Below are 17271 nucleotides of genomic sequence, written 5' to 3' on the forward strand. Positions count from 1 at the left end.
TTCCTTAATCGGGCAGCTTAGAAGTTCACGCCAAAGCTCAGGGCCACGAAGTCCCGGTCACTCTGGGTCGAATAATCGCCACCAAAGAAATCGGTGTAAGACAGGTTGGCGGTGTAGGTGTTCTGGTAATCAGCATTCAGACCGACGCTGACCGCCTTGCGACCTTCCTCGAAGTTGCCACCCGGGCCCGGGGAGTAACCCTTGACGTCATGCGACCAGGCCAGGCTCGGCTGCAGGTTCACACCCAGCAGGGCGTTGGGGTATTCCCAAATGACACGGGCGCGGTAGCCCCAGGAGTCAGCAGTGGTGAAGCCGTCGTTTTCGCAGAACTTGCTGACGTTGGCCTGAGAACCGTCGCCCACGGTACCTACGTTCAACGCGGTACACATCGCACCCGCACCCGGCCCAAAAATCGGATCACGGCCGTAGCGGGCTTCACTTGAACTTTCCAGCCCACCAACGTGCGTCCAGCCGATTTCACCCACCAAGGTCATACGCGAGGCGCCCATGACTTGATCGACGAAATGGGTGAAGGTGGTTTGCAACTGGGTAACTTCCTTGCGGTTGTAACCGTTCAGCTCCTGACCCGGCGCTGCAGCCAACAAAGAAGCGCCGTCATACACTGCAACACCATTGAGCTGCAGGTTGCGCAAACCGGCATAGAGCACATCGGTGGTTGATAACTGCACCGGCGCATTCGGACGATAGCTGATCTCGCCTTGCCAGGCTGTGCCAGTAGGCAAGGTGGTTGAGAAGCTCAGGCCGTACAGGCGAATATCTTCCGGATACTCGATGAAATATTGGCCGTTCGCAGCTGTCAGCGCGGCACCGGCGGCTGTCCCTAGCGCCGGGCTAAGACCATAAATACCGGAGGCAAAGGTATTGATTGTTGCTTGAGTCGCAGCATCCGGACCAGCACCGCTGAAAATCGGCATGCGGCTGTGATAATTCATGAAATAGGCGCCGAATTCGGTATCCAGTGGCTCAAACATGTAACGGAACGCCAAGCCCCATTGGCCATCGTCCTGAGCATTGCGGTCCGCACCACGCTCAACCAACAATCCCTCACCGTACGCTGACGATCTAACACCCAACCCTACTCCTGCTGCGAGGGTATTAAGCGTTCCAATAAGCGCTTCGTCGTTGATCAACACCGCCAGATTGTCATCACACCCGGGTGCCACGACGTCCGGCTGCGAGAAGAACGTACCGCAATTCTCAAGTACAGTCGGGTTCCACTCGATCTGGTAGAAGGCTTCCATCGACAGGTTATCGGTCAGGCTCTGGCCGACATAGAACATGTTGACTGGAATCAGGCCTTCCTTGATTTCCGCGCCGGGGCGACGGAAAGCGGAAACGTCCGCCGGGTTGGCCGCGTTGATGCCGTTCATGATGAAAGTACTTTCACCCCAACTGATCACCTGCTTGCCCAAGCGCACAGTGCCCGGCAGGTCGGCAATGGTGTAGTTGTGATAGACGAAGGCATCTAGCAGCTCGGCGCCTGAGGATTTGGCCAGACGCTCACGGCCCCGTTCCTCGATCGGCTTGAATGGGCGGTCTTCATCCTTAAGCTCGAAGTCATACCAGTACTTGCCGCGCAGGAAGATCCCGGTGTCGGCGTACTTCAACTCCAGGTCATGGATGCCCTTGAAGATCTTGGAGAAGGTCTCGCCGCGCTTGAAGTTCAGGTGGGAGTCGTCGGAGGTTTGCGACAGACCGCGCCCGCCGTTGTTGGCACCGATCAGGTCCTGGTCCGGCTTGGCGGTGGCCCAGCTGGCGCCGACCGACAACGACGAGTCAAACTGCCCTTCGATTTCCCCGATATTGAAGTTCAACGCAAAGGCCGGCGCGGAAAGTGTGGATGCCAGGCTGATGGCCAATGGCAGTCGTGCCCGACGCCAGAACGGTTTTGTTGTTGTCATCGACGCTACTCCATGTACTTTTTATGTTTGTTATGGCTACTACTGACTATATCCAGCGGGCTGCCCCGCATGATCCCCCGAAAGAGTGATTTGCACGCTCCAAAGTCCTCTGGCTCAGCGCTTTCGCGACTGCTCGAGTCTTCGGTGAGGCGAAGCGGAGCAATTAGCACGCCAGCACTCGCCTGACCGATTAGTCACATTGCAATGACCCACCCAACGCATCCTAGAGGGTGGATAAAAAGGCGCTGCCGGCTGCTTGCCAGCCTGCCACCTCTTTGCGGATGCGCTTTTTGTCCAGCTTCCCCACACTGGTCTTGGGAATTTCGGTAACAACGGCAATCTGGCTGGGAATAGCCCATTTATTGATGTGGCCTTGCTCAACGAAGGGCTTTAAATGCTCACGAAGATCCCGTGCTTCCAGGGTTTGCTCAGGGCGCAGCACAAGAAGCGCAAAGGGTCGCTCCCCCCACTGCGGATCGGGCAAACCCACCACCGCAACCTCGCGCACTGCCGGATGACTGCTGATCAAATCCTCCAGGGCCAGCGACGAAAGCCACTCGCCACCCGTCTTGATCACATCTTTAAGGCGATCGCGAATGTCGATGAAACCCATGTCATCCAGAGTGGCGACGTCACCGGTGTGCATCCAACCGCCCTGCCACAGCTCTTCGCTTTTTTCCGGCTCACGGAAATACCCTTGGGTCAGCCAGGGCGCACGCAGGACCAATTCACCCTGGGTTTCGCCATCCTGCGGCAACAGGCTGCCATCCTCCGCCATGAGCGCCGCTTCAACCATCGGTACCGGTACGCCGGCCTTGATGAGGTACGTGGTACGTTCGCTCTCGCTGCTGGCGAGCAGCTCTTCATTGAGATAGGCGGCGCAGATCAGCGGGCAGGTTTCTGACATGCCATACGCGGCGCTAAGCTGGATGCCGGTTTCCCTCGCCGCCAGGTACAGGCTGCGATTCAGGGCGCTGCCGCCAATAATGATTTTCCAGCCGCCGAAATCCACTCCTTGCGCCGATTTGGCATTGAGGACCATCTGCAGGATGGTCGGCACGCAGTGAGAAAACGTGACGTTCTCGCGCTGCCACAACTGAACCAGCAGGTCGGGGTCATAGCGTCCCGGATAGACCTGCTTCACCCCCAGCATCGTAGCCACGTAAGGCATGCCCCAGGCGTGCACATGGAACATTGGCGTGATCGGCATGTAGACATCGCTGTTACCCATCAATCGCACACTGTCCAGGCTGCCCACCACGCCGGCCATTGCCAGCGTGTGCAGCACCAGTTGGCGATGGGTGAAGTAGACACCCTTGGGATTGCCGGTGGTGCCCGTGGTGTAGAAGGTCGTGGCCACCGAATTTTCATCGAACTCGGGGAAGTCGTAATGCGCACTTGCCTCAGCCAGCATACTTTCGTATTCACCGACCATGCCCGGCAGCTCGACGGTCGCCTGCGGGTCATCGCTGAGCAACAGGGTGTTCTCCACTGTGGTCAGTTGCCCGGAAATCGCCTGGTAGAGCGGTGTGAATTCGCTGTTGACCAGCACGAAGCGGTCTTCGGCGTGGTTCATGGTGTAGAGAATCTGCTCCGGCGACAAGCGGATGTTGATGGTATGCAGCACCGCGCCGATCATCGGGATCGCAAACATGCATTCCAGGTAACGGTGGCTGTCCCAATCCATCACCGCCACGGTGTCGCCGGCCTTGACCCCCGCCGCAGTGAGCACGTTGGCCAGACGGGCGACCCGTTCCGTGAAGGTCGCATAACTGTGGCGCACCAGGTCGCGGTAGACGATTTCACGGGTGCGCTCGTAACGACTGCCAGACAGTAGCAGGCGCTTGATCAGCAGTGGGCTGGCATGGGCGTTGTGCGCAGGGGGAATGATTCGTGTCTGGAGCATGGCGTTTTCCGTGCGTGTTGTTATTGGTATGGATGCACTCTAGATGGCTCGACAGGAACCCCCATCAACCCAAAGGATGATTTATCACGTGACTCTTTTGACTGCTTTGGTCACGGTATAGAATCGTCGGCCTCGGCCAGTTCCGGTACCGATCAACAAGAGGTGTTTTCGATGTCCGATATCGTCATCGTCAGTGGTGCCCGTACCCCCATGGGTGGTTTCCAAGGCAGCCTGTCCAGCATTCCCGCCGTTGACTTGGGCGCCGCCGCAATTCGCGAGGCTGTGGCGCGTGCCGGTATTGCGCCCGACGCGGTGCAGGAAGTGATCATGGGCTGCGTGCTGCCCGCCGGCCTCAAGCAAGGCCCGGCCCGGCAGGCCGCGCTGAACGCCGGCCTGCCCGCCGCCACCGGCTGCACCACCATCAACAAGCTGTGCGGCTCGGGCATGAAAGCAGTCATGCTCGCCCATGACCTGATCAAGGCCGGCACCAATAGCGTGATGGTCGCTGGCGGCATGGAAAGCATGTCCAATGCGCCCTATGTTATGGAAAAAGCCCGTGGCGGCCTGCGCATGGGCCACGGCGAAATCAAGGACCATATGTTTCTCGACGGCCTGGAAGATGCCCGCACCGGCCGGTTGATGGGTTCCTTCGCCCAGGAAACTGCCGACCAGTACGGCATCACCCGTGAGCAGATGGATGAATACGCCATCGAATCGCTGAAACGGGCCCAGGCGGCCATTGCCAACGGCAAGCTGAACGACGAGATCGTGCCGATTACCGTCAGCAGCCGTAAGGGCGACACCCTGATCAAGGATGACGAGCAGCCGCTGAATGCCAAGCTCGACAAGATCCCCGGTTTGAAACCGGCCTTTCGCAAGGACGGCACCATCACCGCAGCCAACGCAAGTTCGATCTCTGACGGCGCCAGCGCGCTGGTGCTGATGAGCGCCGATGAGGCCGCCCGCCGAGGGCTCACTCCGCTGGCGCGCATCGTCGGCCATGCGACCCAAAGCCAGGACCCGAGCGAATTCACCCTTGCCCCGGTTGGCGCCATCAGCAATCTGTTCAAGAAGACTGGCTGGAACAAGGACGTGGTCGACCTGTTTGAAATCAACGAGGCCTTTGCCATGGTGACCATGCTGGCCATTCGTGACCATGGACTCGATCCCGCCAAGGTCAATGTCTACGGCGGTGCCTGCGCCCAGGGCCACCCGATCGGCTCGACCGGCTCGCGCCTGATCGTCACCCTGATCAATGCCCTGAAGCAAACCGGCGGTAAACGCGGCGTGGCATCTCTGTGCATCGGCGGCGGCGAAGCCACCGCTATTGCAGTGGAGCTGCTGTAAACCGAACGGCTGGGGGTCGTGCGAGCGACCCCACTGCCAACGTCTGCACCGCACCTCTTGCCCTACGATCACGCCCCACGCGGCCACCCCTCTGGTAGGCTCTGCTTCTTTCTTCCGCCGTAGCAGAGGGTCTTCCCATGAGCATCCGCGCCGTTTTTCTCGATCACGCGTCCCTTGATCTAGGCGATCTGGATTTCACCGCCTTGCGTGACTGTTTCGACGAGCTGACCTTGCACGACGCCAGCGAGACCGCACAGGTCAGCGAACGATTGCAGGGCGCTACGGTGGCGATCACCAACAAGGTTCGCCTGGATGCCGAGGTTTTTACCAACTGCCCGGAGCTGAAGCTGGTACTGATCTCGGCCACCGGCACCAACAATGTCGACTTGGACGCGGCCCGTGCCCACGGCGTGACCGTGTGCAACTGTCAAGGCTATGGCACGCCCTCGGTGGCCCAGCACTGTTTGATGCTCTTGCTTGCCCTGGCCACGCGACTGCCGGATTACCACGCGGCGGTACGTGCTGGGCGCTGGCAACAGGCCAAGCAATTCTGCCTGCTGGATTTCCCGATCGTCGAACTGGAAGGCAAGACCCTCGGCTTGCTCGGCCATGGTGAGCTGGGCAGCGCCGTGGGCCGCCTGGCCGAAGCGTTCGGCATGCGCGTACTGCTCGGCCAACTGCCGGGACGCCCTGCTCGCGCGGACCATTTGCCCTTGACGGACCTCCTGCCGCACATCGATGCCTTGAGCTTGCATTGCCCGCTTACCGAACAAACCCGCGATCTGATCGGTGCCCGCGAATTAGGCCTGATGAAGCCCGGCGCACTGCTGGTCAATACCGCCCGCGGTGGATTGGTGAACGAGCAGGCCTTGGCTGACGCCCTGCGCAGTGGCCACCTGGGCGGCGCGGCCACCGACGTGCTCAGCGAAGAACCACCGATTAATGGAAACCCCCTTCTGGCCGACGATATTCCGCGCCTGATCATTACCCCCCACAGCGCCTGGGGTAGTCGCGAGGCGCGCCAGCGCATCGTCGGTCAGCTGACGGAAAACGCCCAGGCCTTTTTCAACGCAGCGGCGATCCGCGTGGTCGGGTAAAATCCGCGCCTTTTTCGGGCCTGGCTTCAGGCCCAAACCAGGTTTTAACGGAGACCCCATGGACCCGCGAAGCGAAGTACTGCTGCGTCAGGCCGAGCTATTCACCGGCCGAGTGTTGCTGGCCGGGCTGCCGGCTGATGACCTGCTCGGCGAGCTGCCCGACAGCCTCGGCTGGAGCTGGCATGCTGGCGAACAGGCCACCTTGGCGGCGCGCTTCCCCGGGCGCAGTCACTTCGGGACCTGCCCGCCTCTCGAGGTTTTCACCGCTGCCGTGCTGTTCCTGCCCAAGTCCCGCGAGCTGACTGAGTATCTGCTGCAAGCCCTGGCCGCACGCCTGCCCGGTGCGCCGTTGTACCTGGTTGGGGAAAAGCGCGCGGGCGTCGAACGCGCCGCCAAGCAATTGGCCGCCTATGGCCAACCGCGCAAACTGGACAGCGCCCGCCACTGCCAACTGTGGCAGATCAGCGTCGAGCAGGCACCTGCCGCGCCTGACCTGGAAAGCCTGGCGCAGCGCTACGAACTGCAACTTAGCGACGGCCCGCTGAAGGTGGTCACGTTGCCGGGCGTGTTCAGCCACGGTCGACTGGATCTGGGCACGGCCTTGTTGCTGGATCATCTGGACGACCTACCCGCCGGCTCTTTGCTGGACTTCGGCTGCGGCGCCGGGGTGATTGGCGCGGTGCTCAAACGTCGCTATCCGCACAGCACAGTGAATATGCTGGACGTCGACGCCTTCGCCCTGGCCAGCAGCCGTTTGACGCTGGCCGCCAACGGTCTGGACGCGCAGCTGATCGCTGGCGATGGTATTCACGCGGCGCCCAAGGATCTGGCCGCCATCATCAGCAATCCGCCGTTCCATCAGGGCGTGCACACCGATTACCAAGCCAGCGAAACCCTGCTGCGCGAGGCTACCCGGCACCTCATCAACGCTGGGGAATTGCGTCTGGTGGCGAACAGTTTCCTCAAATATCCGCCGCTGATCGAACAGCACCTGGGGCCCTGCCAGACGCTGGCCGAAGGCCAGGGTTTCCGTATTTACCGGGCCAAGCGCCGTTAAGGTCACGCTGCTGGCCCCTTGTGAGCTTGCCCTTGCACGCCACATTGGGCAGAATGCCCGCCGTCCTAGGGGAGTAGTCTCCCGCGAGCGCCCGCTCGCCCGGCTCGCGTCAACATACTTGCTCAACAGAGCATGGCGCCAGCGACCTCAAGCCTGTCCAGACAGGCCCGTGGTTTGACAAGACCTATGACACGAACGACCTGACCCGGGGTGGGCAGGACGTCGTGTCATATGTGTTCAGTCGACCCACCCCTCTTAGGAAATCCCTGTGCTGGAATCTCTCCTGGTCTCGACCGGAATCGTCGCGCTGGCGGAAATCGGCGACAAGACACAACTCTTGGCTCTGGTGCTTGCCGCACGCTTTCGCAAACCCTGGCCAATCGTGGCCGGGATCGTCGTCGCCACGCTGCTCAATCATTTCATCGCCGGGGTTGTGGGCAACTGGGTTGCCGGCTTCTTCACCCCAGCCATGCTGCACGCCATCCTGGCAATCGCGTTCCTGGCCGTTGCGGCCTGGACGCTGATCCCCGATAAACTCGATGAGGACGAAGCCTCGCGCGTCAGATACCGAGGAGCCTTCATCACCACGTTAATTACCTTTTTCATCGCCGAGATGGGCGACAAGACGCAGATCGCCACGGTGATGCTCGCCGCGCAATACGATTACCTGCTTATGGTGGTCGCCGGCACCACCCTGGGCATGCTGATCGCCAACGTGCCGGTGGTCTTGGCTGGCAACTTTGCCGCCGACCGTCTGCCACTCACGTTGATTCATCGCTTGGCCGCGGCGGCCTTTGCACTGCTGGGACTGTATGCTGGATATCAAGCCCTGAGACTGGCAGGGATCTGGTAAACACCTCGCAGGATGGGGCGGTGCTGGTATCCCGCCACGCCGCCCTCCTGCATTTGCCGCTACTTGCGACGCGCTTGCTCGTACAGCGGCATGACTTTGGGGATGTTGGCCTGCAACGAACTCATGCGCGTACTCGATGACGGGTGAGTGGACAGGAACTCTGGCGGCGCGCCGTTGCTTGCCTGGCTCATCTTTTGCCACAAGGTAATGGCCGCGTTGGGGTTGTAGCCGGCGCGCGCGGCCAGCTCCAGGCCGATCAGGTCGGCTTCGTTCTCGTTGCCGCGACTGTTGGGCAGGGTCATCAGGTATTCCACGCCCATGTTAGCCATTTGCAGGCTGCCCGGCCCCACACCCAGGGCCGCACCGAGCTGGCTGGCCAGTTCTACCCCATACGCCTTGGACAGTGCTTCACGGCTGTGCTCGCGCAGGGCATGGGCAATTTCATGACCGATCACCGCGGCCAGCTCGTCGTCGGTCAGCTTCAACTGCTCGATCAAACCGGTGTAGACCATGATCTTGCCGCCTGGCCCGCAGTTGGCGTTTAACTCCTTGCTGTCGATCAAATTGACCTCCCAATCCCATTGCGCGGCATCCGGGCGAAATACCGATGCCTGGGCAATCAAGCGCTGGGAAATTGCCTGGACCCGCTTGGCATCGGCACTGGTTTTCTCCAACACCCCATGGCTGGATGCTTCGCCAATCGCCTCCTGGTAGGACTGGGCATACATCTGGTTGACCTGGTCGGTCGACAGCATGCTGAACATGTACTGCTTGCGATCAACGCCCACGGCGCCGCCGCTGGTGGTGTTCACGGCCTGGCAGCCAACCAGCAGCAAGGCGGCGACCAGGGTCGCCAGTGAAAAAGACTGTTTCATATCCAGCTCCGCGCAGGTGTGACAGCCGTCCATAGCCGCGCATGCTAATTCGTGGCGGGCAGGCACGACAACCGCACCCTCGTTCCGCACGCTAATAACGCGAGCTATCCGGCTTCCGTTGCGGCATTCGACCATACTCATAACGGTTTCAGTTCCCGTACGGCAAAGTACCGAGGAGAAACAGCATGCGTTGGCGACGAGCACGGCAGAGCGACAACGTTGTGGATGCACGCGGTAGCGGTCGTGGCTTGCGAGTCGGCGGAGGATTGGGTCTGGGCGGGATCGCCGTGGTGGTGATCGTCGGCCTGCTGATGGGTCAGGACCCGTTGCAGATCCTCGGTGAGCTGGCCAACCAGTCGGGCGGCCCCGTCGCGACTCAGCCAGGGCAACCTGCAGGTGACGACGCGCAAAGCCAGTTCGTGCGCGCCGTGCTCGGCGATACTGAAGACACCTGGGACGCACTGTTTGCCAGCGCCGGCAGTCAGTATCAGCATCCACGGCTGGTGTTGTTCAGCGGCGCCGTGAAGTCGGCCTGCGGCCTGGCCTCGGCGGCTGTCGGGCCGTTCTACTGTCCCGCTGATCGGCAGGTCTATCTTGACCTTCAATTTTTCGCAGAACTTGAACAGCGCTTCGGTGCCGCCGGGGATTTCGCCCAGGCCTATGTCATCGCCCATGAAGTGGGCCATCACGTACAGACGCTGCTCGGGGTATCAGCCCAAGTGAATGCCACCCGTCAGCGCGGCGAGCCCCTGGAAGGTGAAACCGGATTGCTGGTGCGCCAGGAGCTGCAAGCCGACTGCCTGGCCGGCGTCTGGGCCTATCACGCCCAGCAGCGGCTGGACTGGATGGAGGACGGCGACCTCGAGGAAGCCCTCAACGCCGCCACGGCCATTGGCGATGACCGTTTGCAAAAGCATACCCAGGGTCAGGTGGTGCCTGACTCCTTCACCCATGGCACATCAGCCCAGCGGACCCGCTGGTTTCGCACCGGATTCGACACGGGCGAGCCCGGGCGTTGCGATACGTTCAAGGCGCGGACGTTATAAACGCGGCATCTCGCACTCTTGTTGCGAGGCACGCTACAACTACCCGCGCAACAGCCCCCCCGTTAAGTGAACCTATGACAACCACTGGAGAAGCTCACCACAATCGCGCGCATGCCAGTCGGTCAATTCCGGCCACAGATTTTCCGGCTGATTGACCAGCACCGTCTTTGCGCCAGCGGCACGGGCGCATTCCAGGTCGAAACGGAAATCACCCACCATCACCAATCGCTGGGGCGCCACACCCCAACGTTGCGCCAGATGCAGCAAGCCACCGGGATGCGGCTTGGGTGTTGCTTCGTCACGGCCAAGAACGTCGCCGCCGGAAAAACACTCGCCCAAGCCAATGCAGTCCAAGGTCACCTGAGCCAATTCGCGGGCATTACGGGTCAGCAGACCCAGCTGTACACCGCGGGCATGCAGCTCGCGAACCAGCTCCACCGCACCGGGTGCTGGGCGCGACGCACAGGCCAGTTCGCGCTCATGCTCCAGCAACCAGGCATGCTTGGCGGCCGCCTCGTGCAGGGGCAATCCGGCCAGATGGTCGAGGATGTCCTCCTCCAGAGGAATCTCCAGTGCCCGGCGAATGGCCTCGAAATCGTGGACGGCGATAGTCAGGGTGCCGTCCATGTCAAACACCCAGTGGCGGACCTCGTGCAATTTCATGTGCGGTCTTCGCGGCGACGGATCAGGCCTTCCTGGGCGACAGAGGCCACCAACTCGCCGGCCCGATTGAAAATATGGCCACGACTAAAGCCCCTGGCATTGCCGCTCCATGGGCTGTCCATGGCATACAGATGCCACTCGTCCACCTTCAGGTTGCGGTGGAACCACAGGGAATGATCGAGGCTGGCCACCTGCATATGCCGTTGCCAGAACGAAGCGCCGTGAGGCAACAGCGACGCGGTCAACAGGCCAAAGTCCGAGGCATACGCCAGGATGTACTTGTGCAACGCATGAATCGCCGGCAACGGGCCGTCGGCGCGGAACCAGACATACCGGCACGGCTCACTTGGCGAGGGATTAAAGGGATCTCCAGGGTTCACGGGACGGATCTCGATAGGCTTTGCGCACAGTATTTTTTCGCGCATGGGCACCGGGATCAATTCAGCGTGGCGGCCAAACAGTTGCAATTCGCTGAGCAGGTTTTCGGGTCCCTCCACTTCGGGCATCGCCACCTGATGCTCGAAACCAGGCTCTTCGGCCTGAAACGAAGCGCTGCAAAAGAAGATCGGTTGGCCTTTCTGGATCGCGGTAACTCGCCGGGTAGTGAAGGAGCCGCCATCACGCACTCGGTCCACTTGGTAGACCACCGGCAGCGAGGCGTTGCCCGGGCGCAAAAAGTAGCCGTGCTGGGAATGCACATGACGACCCGGCTCAACCGTTTGACTGGCTGCTGAGATCGCCTGCCCCAGCACTTGTCCACCAAACAGCTGGGGAAAGCCCAGGTCCTGACTGGCACCACGAAACAGGTTTTCTTCGATGGTTTCCAGGCTCAGCAAGGCCACCAGTTCGTCCAACACGTCACTCATTTACAACCTCGGCAAGGCAGGTATGGCCAGCGGTATTCTTCGTCCGCTTGGCAGATGGTGTTCGTTTAGCTCAACCGCGCAATACGGTAACCAATTCGGCGATCCACGGCTCGGCATCCAGCTCTGGCGTTACGCTTTCGCTGGCGTCCAGGCGCAGCATGGGCAGCACTTCCCGAATGCCCAGCTCAGCAAACAGCTCGCGAACCTGCTCGCCGCCGCCGCAATAGGTATCGCCGTAGCTGGAATCGCCCAAAGCAATTACCGCTCCCGGAAGGCCGTACCAGGTCGGCGGCTGGTCGCGCAATGCGTAATACAGCGGTTGTAGATTTTCTGGCAACTCACCCATGCCGGTCGTTGAGGTCACTGCCAAGACCATCTCGGGTGCCCATTCCTGCAAATCGGCCAATGTGCCGCGAGGCTGATACCAGGTTTCGAAGCCAGCGGCCTGCAGCAACTGCTGGGCATGATGGGCGACCTCTTCAGCCGTGCCGTAAACCGAGCCGCTGATGATGGCAATTTTCATGAAAAATTCCTTAATGGGGTCAAGTATTGTCACATTATGCCGAAATATTGCGTGAAACCCGACCTACCGCAGTGACTCGAAACCGTGCAGATGCTCAAATAACGGGAACTCCTGCAACAAATCGTCGCAGCGCTAGTCTTAGTATCGCCACAGCACTTCCGTTCGAGAACATCATGCGTAACGAGCCCTTGCTCACTCGGGATGAACTGACATTTCTCCAGCAGCTCCTGGATGACCCGGCGTATTCAGCCAAAAGTGCACATGAGCTGACCCTCAACAGCAGCCCCGACACCCAGACCCTTCTCGCCAATCTGGGCGAACATGCGCAGCTGACACTGGAAGCACGGGTCGGTAATCAGCGCATGACCTTCCCCTTGCGCCTCACACTGGATGAATTCCGGGCCTTGAGCCTGCAACTGGATGTTCCGCAGATTTTCGAAAAGGGCGTGGTCGAGCGCCCCTGGCGCGCCACTCTGGAAACGCCGCTGAGCCTGATCGCCAAGAACGGCCAGGCCAGCGCCTTGTGGGTGCAGCAGATATCCCAGAACGGTGCACTCGTCAGCAGCGATGACGGCAGCGAGCCGCCCGAACATTTTGTCCTCGGACTGGCCCTGCCGGGTAAAGCGTTTCTTTCGCTGCGCGGTTCGCGCGTGCGCCAACTTTCACCGACCCTGGCCGCCTATCGCATCACCCCTTCGCACCACTCTGGCATCCTGCGCCTGCAGGAACTGCTCGTGCAGCTGCGCAACCAGGAGCAGGCTCTTTAGGCCGGCAGCCCTCGAGCATGAGCGCTGAGGCGCTGTGCGTGCACGCCTCGCGCGTGCCGCCAGAAAGCCGTCAATCCCACGATGATTGTCGTCTTAGGCCGACTGTTATAAGTTAGCCGGGGTTCGGTCGGCGCGGCGTCATACTGGTCAGGTACCTGGTGGCGCGCCGCCGGACCCTTCTTTCTTGTCCGTGAGCACCATGCGCAAAAACCCGGCCCCCATCCTGATCACCGGCGCCAGCCAGCGTGTCGGCCTGCACTGCGCCTTGCGCCTGCTTGAAGACGGACATCCCGTGATCGTTACTTATCGTCGCGAACGCGAAAGCCTTGTACGTCTGCGCCAGCAGGGCGCACTCACGCTGCCGGCAGACTTCAGCGATGAAGCCGGCATTCTCGCGTTCATCGAGCAACTCAAGCAGCACACTGACAGTTTGCGGGCAATTGTGCACAACGCTTCGGAGTGGCTTGCCGAAGAGCCCGGCCACGAAGCGCTGGCGTTTCAGCGCATGGTCAATGTGCACATGCTCGCGCCCTACTTGATCAACCTGCACTGCGCCGAGCTGCTGGAGCACAGTAGCCCGGCGGATATCGTGCACCTGAGCGACGATGTGGTGCGCAAGGGCAGCGCCAAACACACGGCGTACTGCGCCAGCAAGGCGGGCCTGGACAGCCTGACCCTGTCTTTCGCCGTACGCCTCGCGCCGCGCATCAAGGTCAACGGCATCGCGCCGGCCCTGTTGATGTTTAACGAGCACGACGACCCCGAGTACCGCGAAAAAGCCCTGGCCAAATCGGTGATGGGTTTTACGCCAGGCCCGGAGGTGGTTTATCAGGGGCTGCGTTACCTGCTCGACAACCCCTATGTCACGGGTACGACGCTGACCGTCAATGGCGGTCGCCACCTCAAGTAACAGTCCGTGCGATACTCCTCCATGCTACTGACTTTGAAAGGAGAACTTCGGCATGCCGCGACTGGAACCGGGAATGGCGCGTATTCGGGTCAAGGACCTGCGCCTGCGCACCTATATCGGCATTAAGGAGGAGGAAATCCTCAACAAACAGGATGTGCTGATCAACCTGACCATTCTGTACCCCGCCCATGATGCGGTGCGTGATAACGCTATCGAGTACGCCCTCAATTACCGCACCATCACCAAGGCGATCATCGCCCACGTTGAAGAACACCGTTTCGCCCTGCTTGAGCGCCTGACTCAGGAAGTCCTCGACCTGGTGATGAGTCACGCCCAGGTACGTTACGCCGAAGTGGAAGTGGACAAGCCTCATGCGCTGCGTTTTGCCGAGTCGGTGTCGATCACCCTGGCCGCCCATCGCGACTGAACCATTGCGCGAACACGCCTCGGCGCAGGCACCCATGCCGCGCCTCTACCCTCTCGGAGCACGCTCATGACCGAACAACAACGCCTGGAACTTGAAGCCGCTGCATTCCGCCGCCTGGTGCAGCATCTGCAGGAGCGCACTGACGCGCAGAACATCGACCTGATGAACCTCGCCGGCTTCTGCCGCAACTGCCTGTCCAAGTGGTACAAGGCCGCTGCCGACGAGCGTGGTATCGAACTCGATCAGGACAGCGCCCGTGAGCTGATCTATGGCATGCCCTATGACGAGTGGAAACAGCGCTACCAGCGCGAAGCCAGTGCTGAACAACTGGCCGGCTTCGAGAAGAACAAGCCGCAATGAGGCCGTTGGATGATTTTCGCGCTGCACTGCCAGACAGCGCCCATGCCTTCGCCGAGACCCTGGCCTTTATCGCAGCACACTACGACTATCGGCCGAGCGCCTTTCGCAATGGCATGCAGCAAAACGCCGTTGGCCAGAATGAAGGCTCATGCAAGATTCTCGGCCTGGCGTTACTGGAAGGCTTCAGCGACGAGGAAGCCCTGTTGGCGTTCGGCGAGCATTACCGCGCTGTGCAAGCCAGCCCGGCAGGCACCGATCACGGGAACATCCGCGCGCTGATGGAAACAGGCCTGGCGGGCGTGCACTTCGAGCAACCACCCCTGACGCGCAAGCCAGCGTGAATGCAAAGGGTGGACAGCGTTTCCACCCTCATCCACAGCCTGTAAGGCGGCGACGTTATGCCTGGCGTACCGCCTGGACCGCCTCGATATAAAGCTCTGCCTGACGCTGGTTCCTGACCAGGGCGACAAAGTCCTCACCCTGGTCATTTTTCGCCTCGAGGTCATAGCCAGCCTCGACGAAAAAGCCCAGAAAGCGCTCGAAATCGCCGACGCGCAGGCCACGGTAGGCCTTGATCAGTTTGTGCAGCGAAGGCAGCGTCTCGTCGGCTGGTTCCATGGTCAGGAACGTCTTGATCACCTCGTCGCCAATTTCGTCGCCAACCACTTTCTTCTTGTCTTTACGCATCGCTCACTCCAAACCGGGCGGACTTTATTTAAAAGGGGCAGTTTACCCCTCGCATCCTTCGCGACTCAACGAACGACGCAGACCCGTCAAGATGCCCTTTGGCCAGCGTATACTCGGCCGGCAAGCGTTCATGGGAGCCATCATGTCATTCGAACTACCTCTCTTCGCAGCTTGGCGCCAAACACTTCGAGCCGGCTATTCCCTTAATGCCCTGCGCGGCGACATCGCCGCCGGCCTGACCGTCGGCATCATCGCCATCCCCTTGGCCATGGCCCTAGCCATCGCCGTGGGCGCCGCGCCGCAGCATGGCCTGTATACGGTGCTGATTGGCGCGCCGTTGATTGCCCTGTTCGGCGGCTCACGCTTCAACGTGTCAGGACCGACTGCGGCGTTCGTGGTCATTCTATTACCCATCACCCAACAATACGGCCTGGGCGGTTTGCTGCTCTGTACGCTGCTGGCCGGGCTGATCCTGATCAGCATGGGACTGCTGCGCCTCGGCAAACTGATCAGCTTCGTGCCCTACCCGGTGGTCCTCGGCTTTACCGCCGGCATTGGCGTGGTCATCGCCACCCTGCAGCTGCAGGATTTTCTGGGTCTGCAATTGGCAGGCGATCCCCAGAATTACCTGGAGCGTGTCGCTTCCCTGGGTCAGGCCCTGCCCAGTCTGCAACTGGGCGATGCACTGGTCGGCATCATTTGCCTGGCGGTGCTGATTGTCTGGCCTCGTTATATACCCCGGATTCCGGCCCATCTGGTGGCGCTATTGATAGGCGCGCTGCTCGGCCTGTTTCTGGAGAGCATCGGCCTGCCGCTGGCCACCCTCGGCGAACGCTTCAGCTATACCCTCGACGGTATCGAACACCCTGGCATCCCGCCGTTTCTGCCCACCTTTGCCTTGCCTTGGAACCTGCCTGGTCCGGATGGTCAGCCGCTGACGCTGTCCTTTGAATTGATTCGCCAACTGATGGCCCCCGCCTTCGCTATTGCCATGCTGGGCGCCATCGAATCGCTGCTCTGTGCGGTGGTAGCCGACGGCATGGCTGGCACCAAGCATGACCCCAACGCCGAATTGCTCGGCCAGGGCATCGGCAATTTGGTCGCTCCCCTGTTCGGCGGTATCACCGCCACAGCGGCGATTGCGCGTACCGCCACCAACGTACGCGCCGGCGCCTTCTCGCCGCTGGCGGCCATTATTCACTGCGGCGTAGTCCTGCTGGCTGTCCTGCTGCTCGCGCCGCTGTTCAGCTACTTGCCCATGTCCGCGCTGGCCGCCCTGCTGCTGATGGTCGCGTGGAACATGAGTGAGGCACGCCATGTGGTGCATACGGTCAAAATAGCCCCGCGCAGCGATGTGCTGGTGCTGTTTACCTGCCTGGTGCTCACTGTGCTGTTCGACATGGTGCTGGCAGTCGGCGTTGGCCTGTTGCTGGCTGCTGGACTGTTCATCAAGCGCATGAGCGACCTGACCGACACCGCCAGCCTGCCGCGCGGTTTCCATGCGGCCCTGCAAGACCTGCCCGAGGGGGTCAGTGCCTACGCCATTCGCGGACCACTGTTCTTTGGCGCGGCGGAAAAAGCGCTCAGCGTGCTGCGTCGCTTCCCGGCCGAGGTAAAGGTAGTGATTGTTGAAATGAGCGCTGTGCCCATGCTGGACATGACCGCGCTGGCTGCACTGGAAAGCATTCGCGACGACTATCGCCGCCAGGGTATCGGGCTGATCCTGGTCGGCACCCATCCCCGCGTGCGCCTGAAACTGCGCCGCGCCGGCATTCGCCGCAGCGAGGGGCGACTGGCCTTCGTCCGTGACCTCAACCAGGCTCGGCTGCGGGCGTTGCACTGGCTCAAGCCTGAGCAGCAACACACCGAACAACCAGGGCTGGCCGCTGAGACAGGCGTGCCATAACCCCTGACCACTTCTATTGCAGCGGCGCCGGCTACCACGGGCGCCGCAATCGCAGCGCA

General features: G+C 61.0%; 18 protein-coding genes and 1 riboswitch. Of the genes, 11 read left to right on the plus strand and 7 right to left on the minus strand.

The features are described from left to right. Positions 1–17: 17 nt before the first annotated feature. Positions 18–1922 carry a DUF1302 domain-containing protein gene (locus H9642_RS13540; protein WP_251836975.1) on the minus strand — a complete coding sequence of 635 codons (1905 nt, stop codon included), beginning with the start codon at positions 1920–1922 and terminating at the stop codon, positions 18–20. A 223-nt stretch (positions 1923–2145) separates the two neighbouring features. Continuing rightward, complete coding sequence (locus H9642_RS13545; RefSeq protein WP_251836976.1) at positions 2146–3828, minus strand: fatty acid--CoA ligase; 1683 nt, start codon at positions 3826–3828, stop codon at positions 2146–2148. Between the two features lie 171 nt (positions 3829–3999). On the opposite strand from H9642_RS13545, the gene H9642_RS13550 reads away from it, so the two are divergent. From H9642_RS13550 to H9642_RS13565, 4 genes are all read left to right on the plus strand, one after another. Then, the gene (locus H9642_RS13550) at positions 4000–5175 is read left to right on the plus strand and encodes a thiolase family protein (RefSeq protein WP_251836977.1); all 1176 of its coding nucleotides are present in this window, start codon (positions 4000–4002) and stop codon (positions 5173–5175) included. A gap of 137 nt (positions 5176–5312) precedes the next feature. Then, complete coding sequence (locus tag H9642_RS13555) at positions 5313–6272, plus strand: 2-hydroxyacid dehydrogenase (protein ID WP_251836978.1); 960 nt, start codon at positions 5313–5315, stop codon at positions 6270–6272. 58 nt (positions 6273–6330) lie between these two features. Continuing rightward, positions 6331–7329 carry a methyltransferase gene (locus H9642_RS13560; protein ID WP_251836979.1) on the plus strand — a complete coding sequence of 333 codons (999 nt, stop codon included), beginning with the start codon at positions 6331–6333 and terminating at the stop codon, positions 7327–7329. Between the two features lie 56 nt (positions 7330–7385). Then, positions 7386–7520: riboswitch (yybP-ykoY riboswitch) on the plus strand. A 77-nt stretch (positions 7521–7597) separates the two neighbouring features. Continuing rightward, entirely contained in the window at positions 7598–8182 is a 585-nt protein-coding gene (locus H9642_RS13565) for a TMEM165/GDT1 family protein (protein WP_251836980.1), read from the plus strand. A 59-nt stretch (positions 8183–8241) separates the two neighbouring features. On the opposite strand, the gene H9642_RS13570 is transcribed toward H9642_RS13565, so the two are convergent. Continuing rightward, on the minus strand, positions 8242–9057 hold the full coding sequence (locus tag H9642_RS13570) for a M48 family metallopeptidase (protein WP_251836981.1): 816 nt from the start codon (positions 9055–9057) through the stop codon (positions 8242–8244). Between the two features lie 185 nt (positions 9058–9242). Here H9642_RS13570 and ypfJ point away from each other — a divergent pair, with 185 nt between their 5' ends. After that, a complete protein-coding gene (gene ypfJ / locus H9642_RS13575) occupies positions 9243–10103 on the plus strand; it encodes a KPN_02809 family neutral zinc metallopeptidase (protein WP_251836982.1) in 861 nt (286 codons plus the stop codon). Positions 10104–10175: 72 nt separating this feature from the next. Here ypfJ and H9642_RS13580 read toward each other — a convergent pair whose 3' ends face one another. From H9642_RS13580 to H9642_RS13590, 3 genes are all read right to left on the minus strand, one after another. Then, positions 10176–10766, minus strand: a complete 591-nt coding sequence (locus tag H9642_RS13580; RefSeq protein ID WP_251836983.1) for an HAD family hydrolase — start codon at positions 10764–10766, stop codon at positions 10176–10178. Next, a complete protein-coding gene (gene tesB, locus H9642_RS13585) occupies positions 10763–11632 on the minus strand; it encodes an acyl-CoA thioesterase II (protein WP_251836984.1) in 870 nt (289 codons plus the stop codon). The genes H9642_RS13580 and tesB overlap by 4 nt, the downstream gene beginning before the upstream one ends. A gap of 70 nt (positions 11633–11702) precedes the next feature. Beyond that, a complete protein-coding gene (locus H9642_RS13590; protein WP_251836985.1) occupies positions 11703–12155 on the minus strand; it encodes a flavodoxin in 453 nt (150 codons plus the stop codon). 173 nt (positions 12156–12328) lie between these two features. Here H9642_RS13590 and H9642_RS13595 point away from each other — a divergent pair, with 173 nt between their 5' ends. The 5 genes from H9642_RS13595 (at position 12329) to H9642_RS13615 (ending at position 14960) form a co-directional block, all read left to right on the plus strand. After that, positions 12329–12922, plus strand: coding sequence for a hypothetical protein (locus H9642_RS13595; RefSeq protein ID WP_251836986.1), 594 nt, complete (start codon positions 12329–12331; stop codon positions 12920–12922). Between the two features lie 199 nt (positions 12923–13121). Further along, positions 13122–13832: a dihydromonapterin reductase gene (gene folM, locus H9642_RS13600; protein WP_251836987.1), complete on the plus strand. Its 711-nt coding sequence runs from the start codon at positions 13122–13124 to the stop codon at positions 13830–13832. A gap of 52 nt (positions 13833–13884) precedes the next feature. Further along, positions 13885–14259, plus strand: a complete 375-nt coding sequence (folX, locus tag H9642_RS13605) for a dihydroneopterin triphosphate 2'-epimerase (RefSeq protein WP_251836988.1) — start codon at positions 13885–13887, stop codon at positions 14257–14259. Positions 14260–14325: 66 nt separating this feature from the next. Then, the gene (locus H9642_RS13610; protein WP_251836989.1) at positions 14326–14619 is read left to right on the plus strand and encodes a DUF1244 domain-containing protein; all 294 of its coding nucleotides are present in this window, start codon (positions 14326–14328) and stop codon (positions 14617–14619) included. Further along, positions 14616–14960, plus strand: coding sequence for a HopJ type III effector protein (locus tag H9642_RS13615; RefSeq protein WP_251836990.1), 345 nt, complete (start codon positions 14616–14618; stop codon positions 14958–14960). Before H9642_RS13610 ends, H9642_RS13615 begins: the two co-directional genes overlap by 4 nt. A gap of 55 nt (positions 14961–15015) precedes the next feature. Here H9642_RS13615 and H9642_RS13620 read toward each other — a convergent pair whose 3' ends face one another. Next, entirely contained in the window at positions 15016–15306 is a 291-nt protein-coding gene (locus H9642_RS13620) for a PA4642 family protein (protein WP_251836991.1), read from the minus strand. Between the two features lie 142 nt (positions 15307–15448). Between H9642_RS13620 and dauA the strand changes: the two genes are divergently transcribed. Next, complete coding sequence (dauA, locus tag H9642_RS13625; RefSeq protein WP_251836992.1) at positions 15449–17212, plus strand: C4-dicarboxylic acid transporter DauA; 1764 nt, start codon at positions 15449–15451, stop codon at positions 17210–17212. Positions 17213–17271: the final 59 nt, after the last annotated feature.

Origin of the sequence: Serpens gallinarum (assembly GCF_014836765.1) — a bacterium.
Taxonomy (GTDB): Bacteria; Pseudomonadota; Gammaproteobacteria; order Pseudomonadales; family Pseudomonadaceae; genus Serpens; species Serpens gallinarum.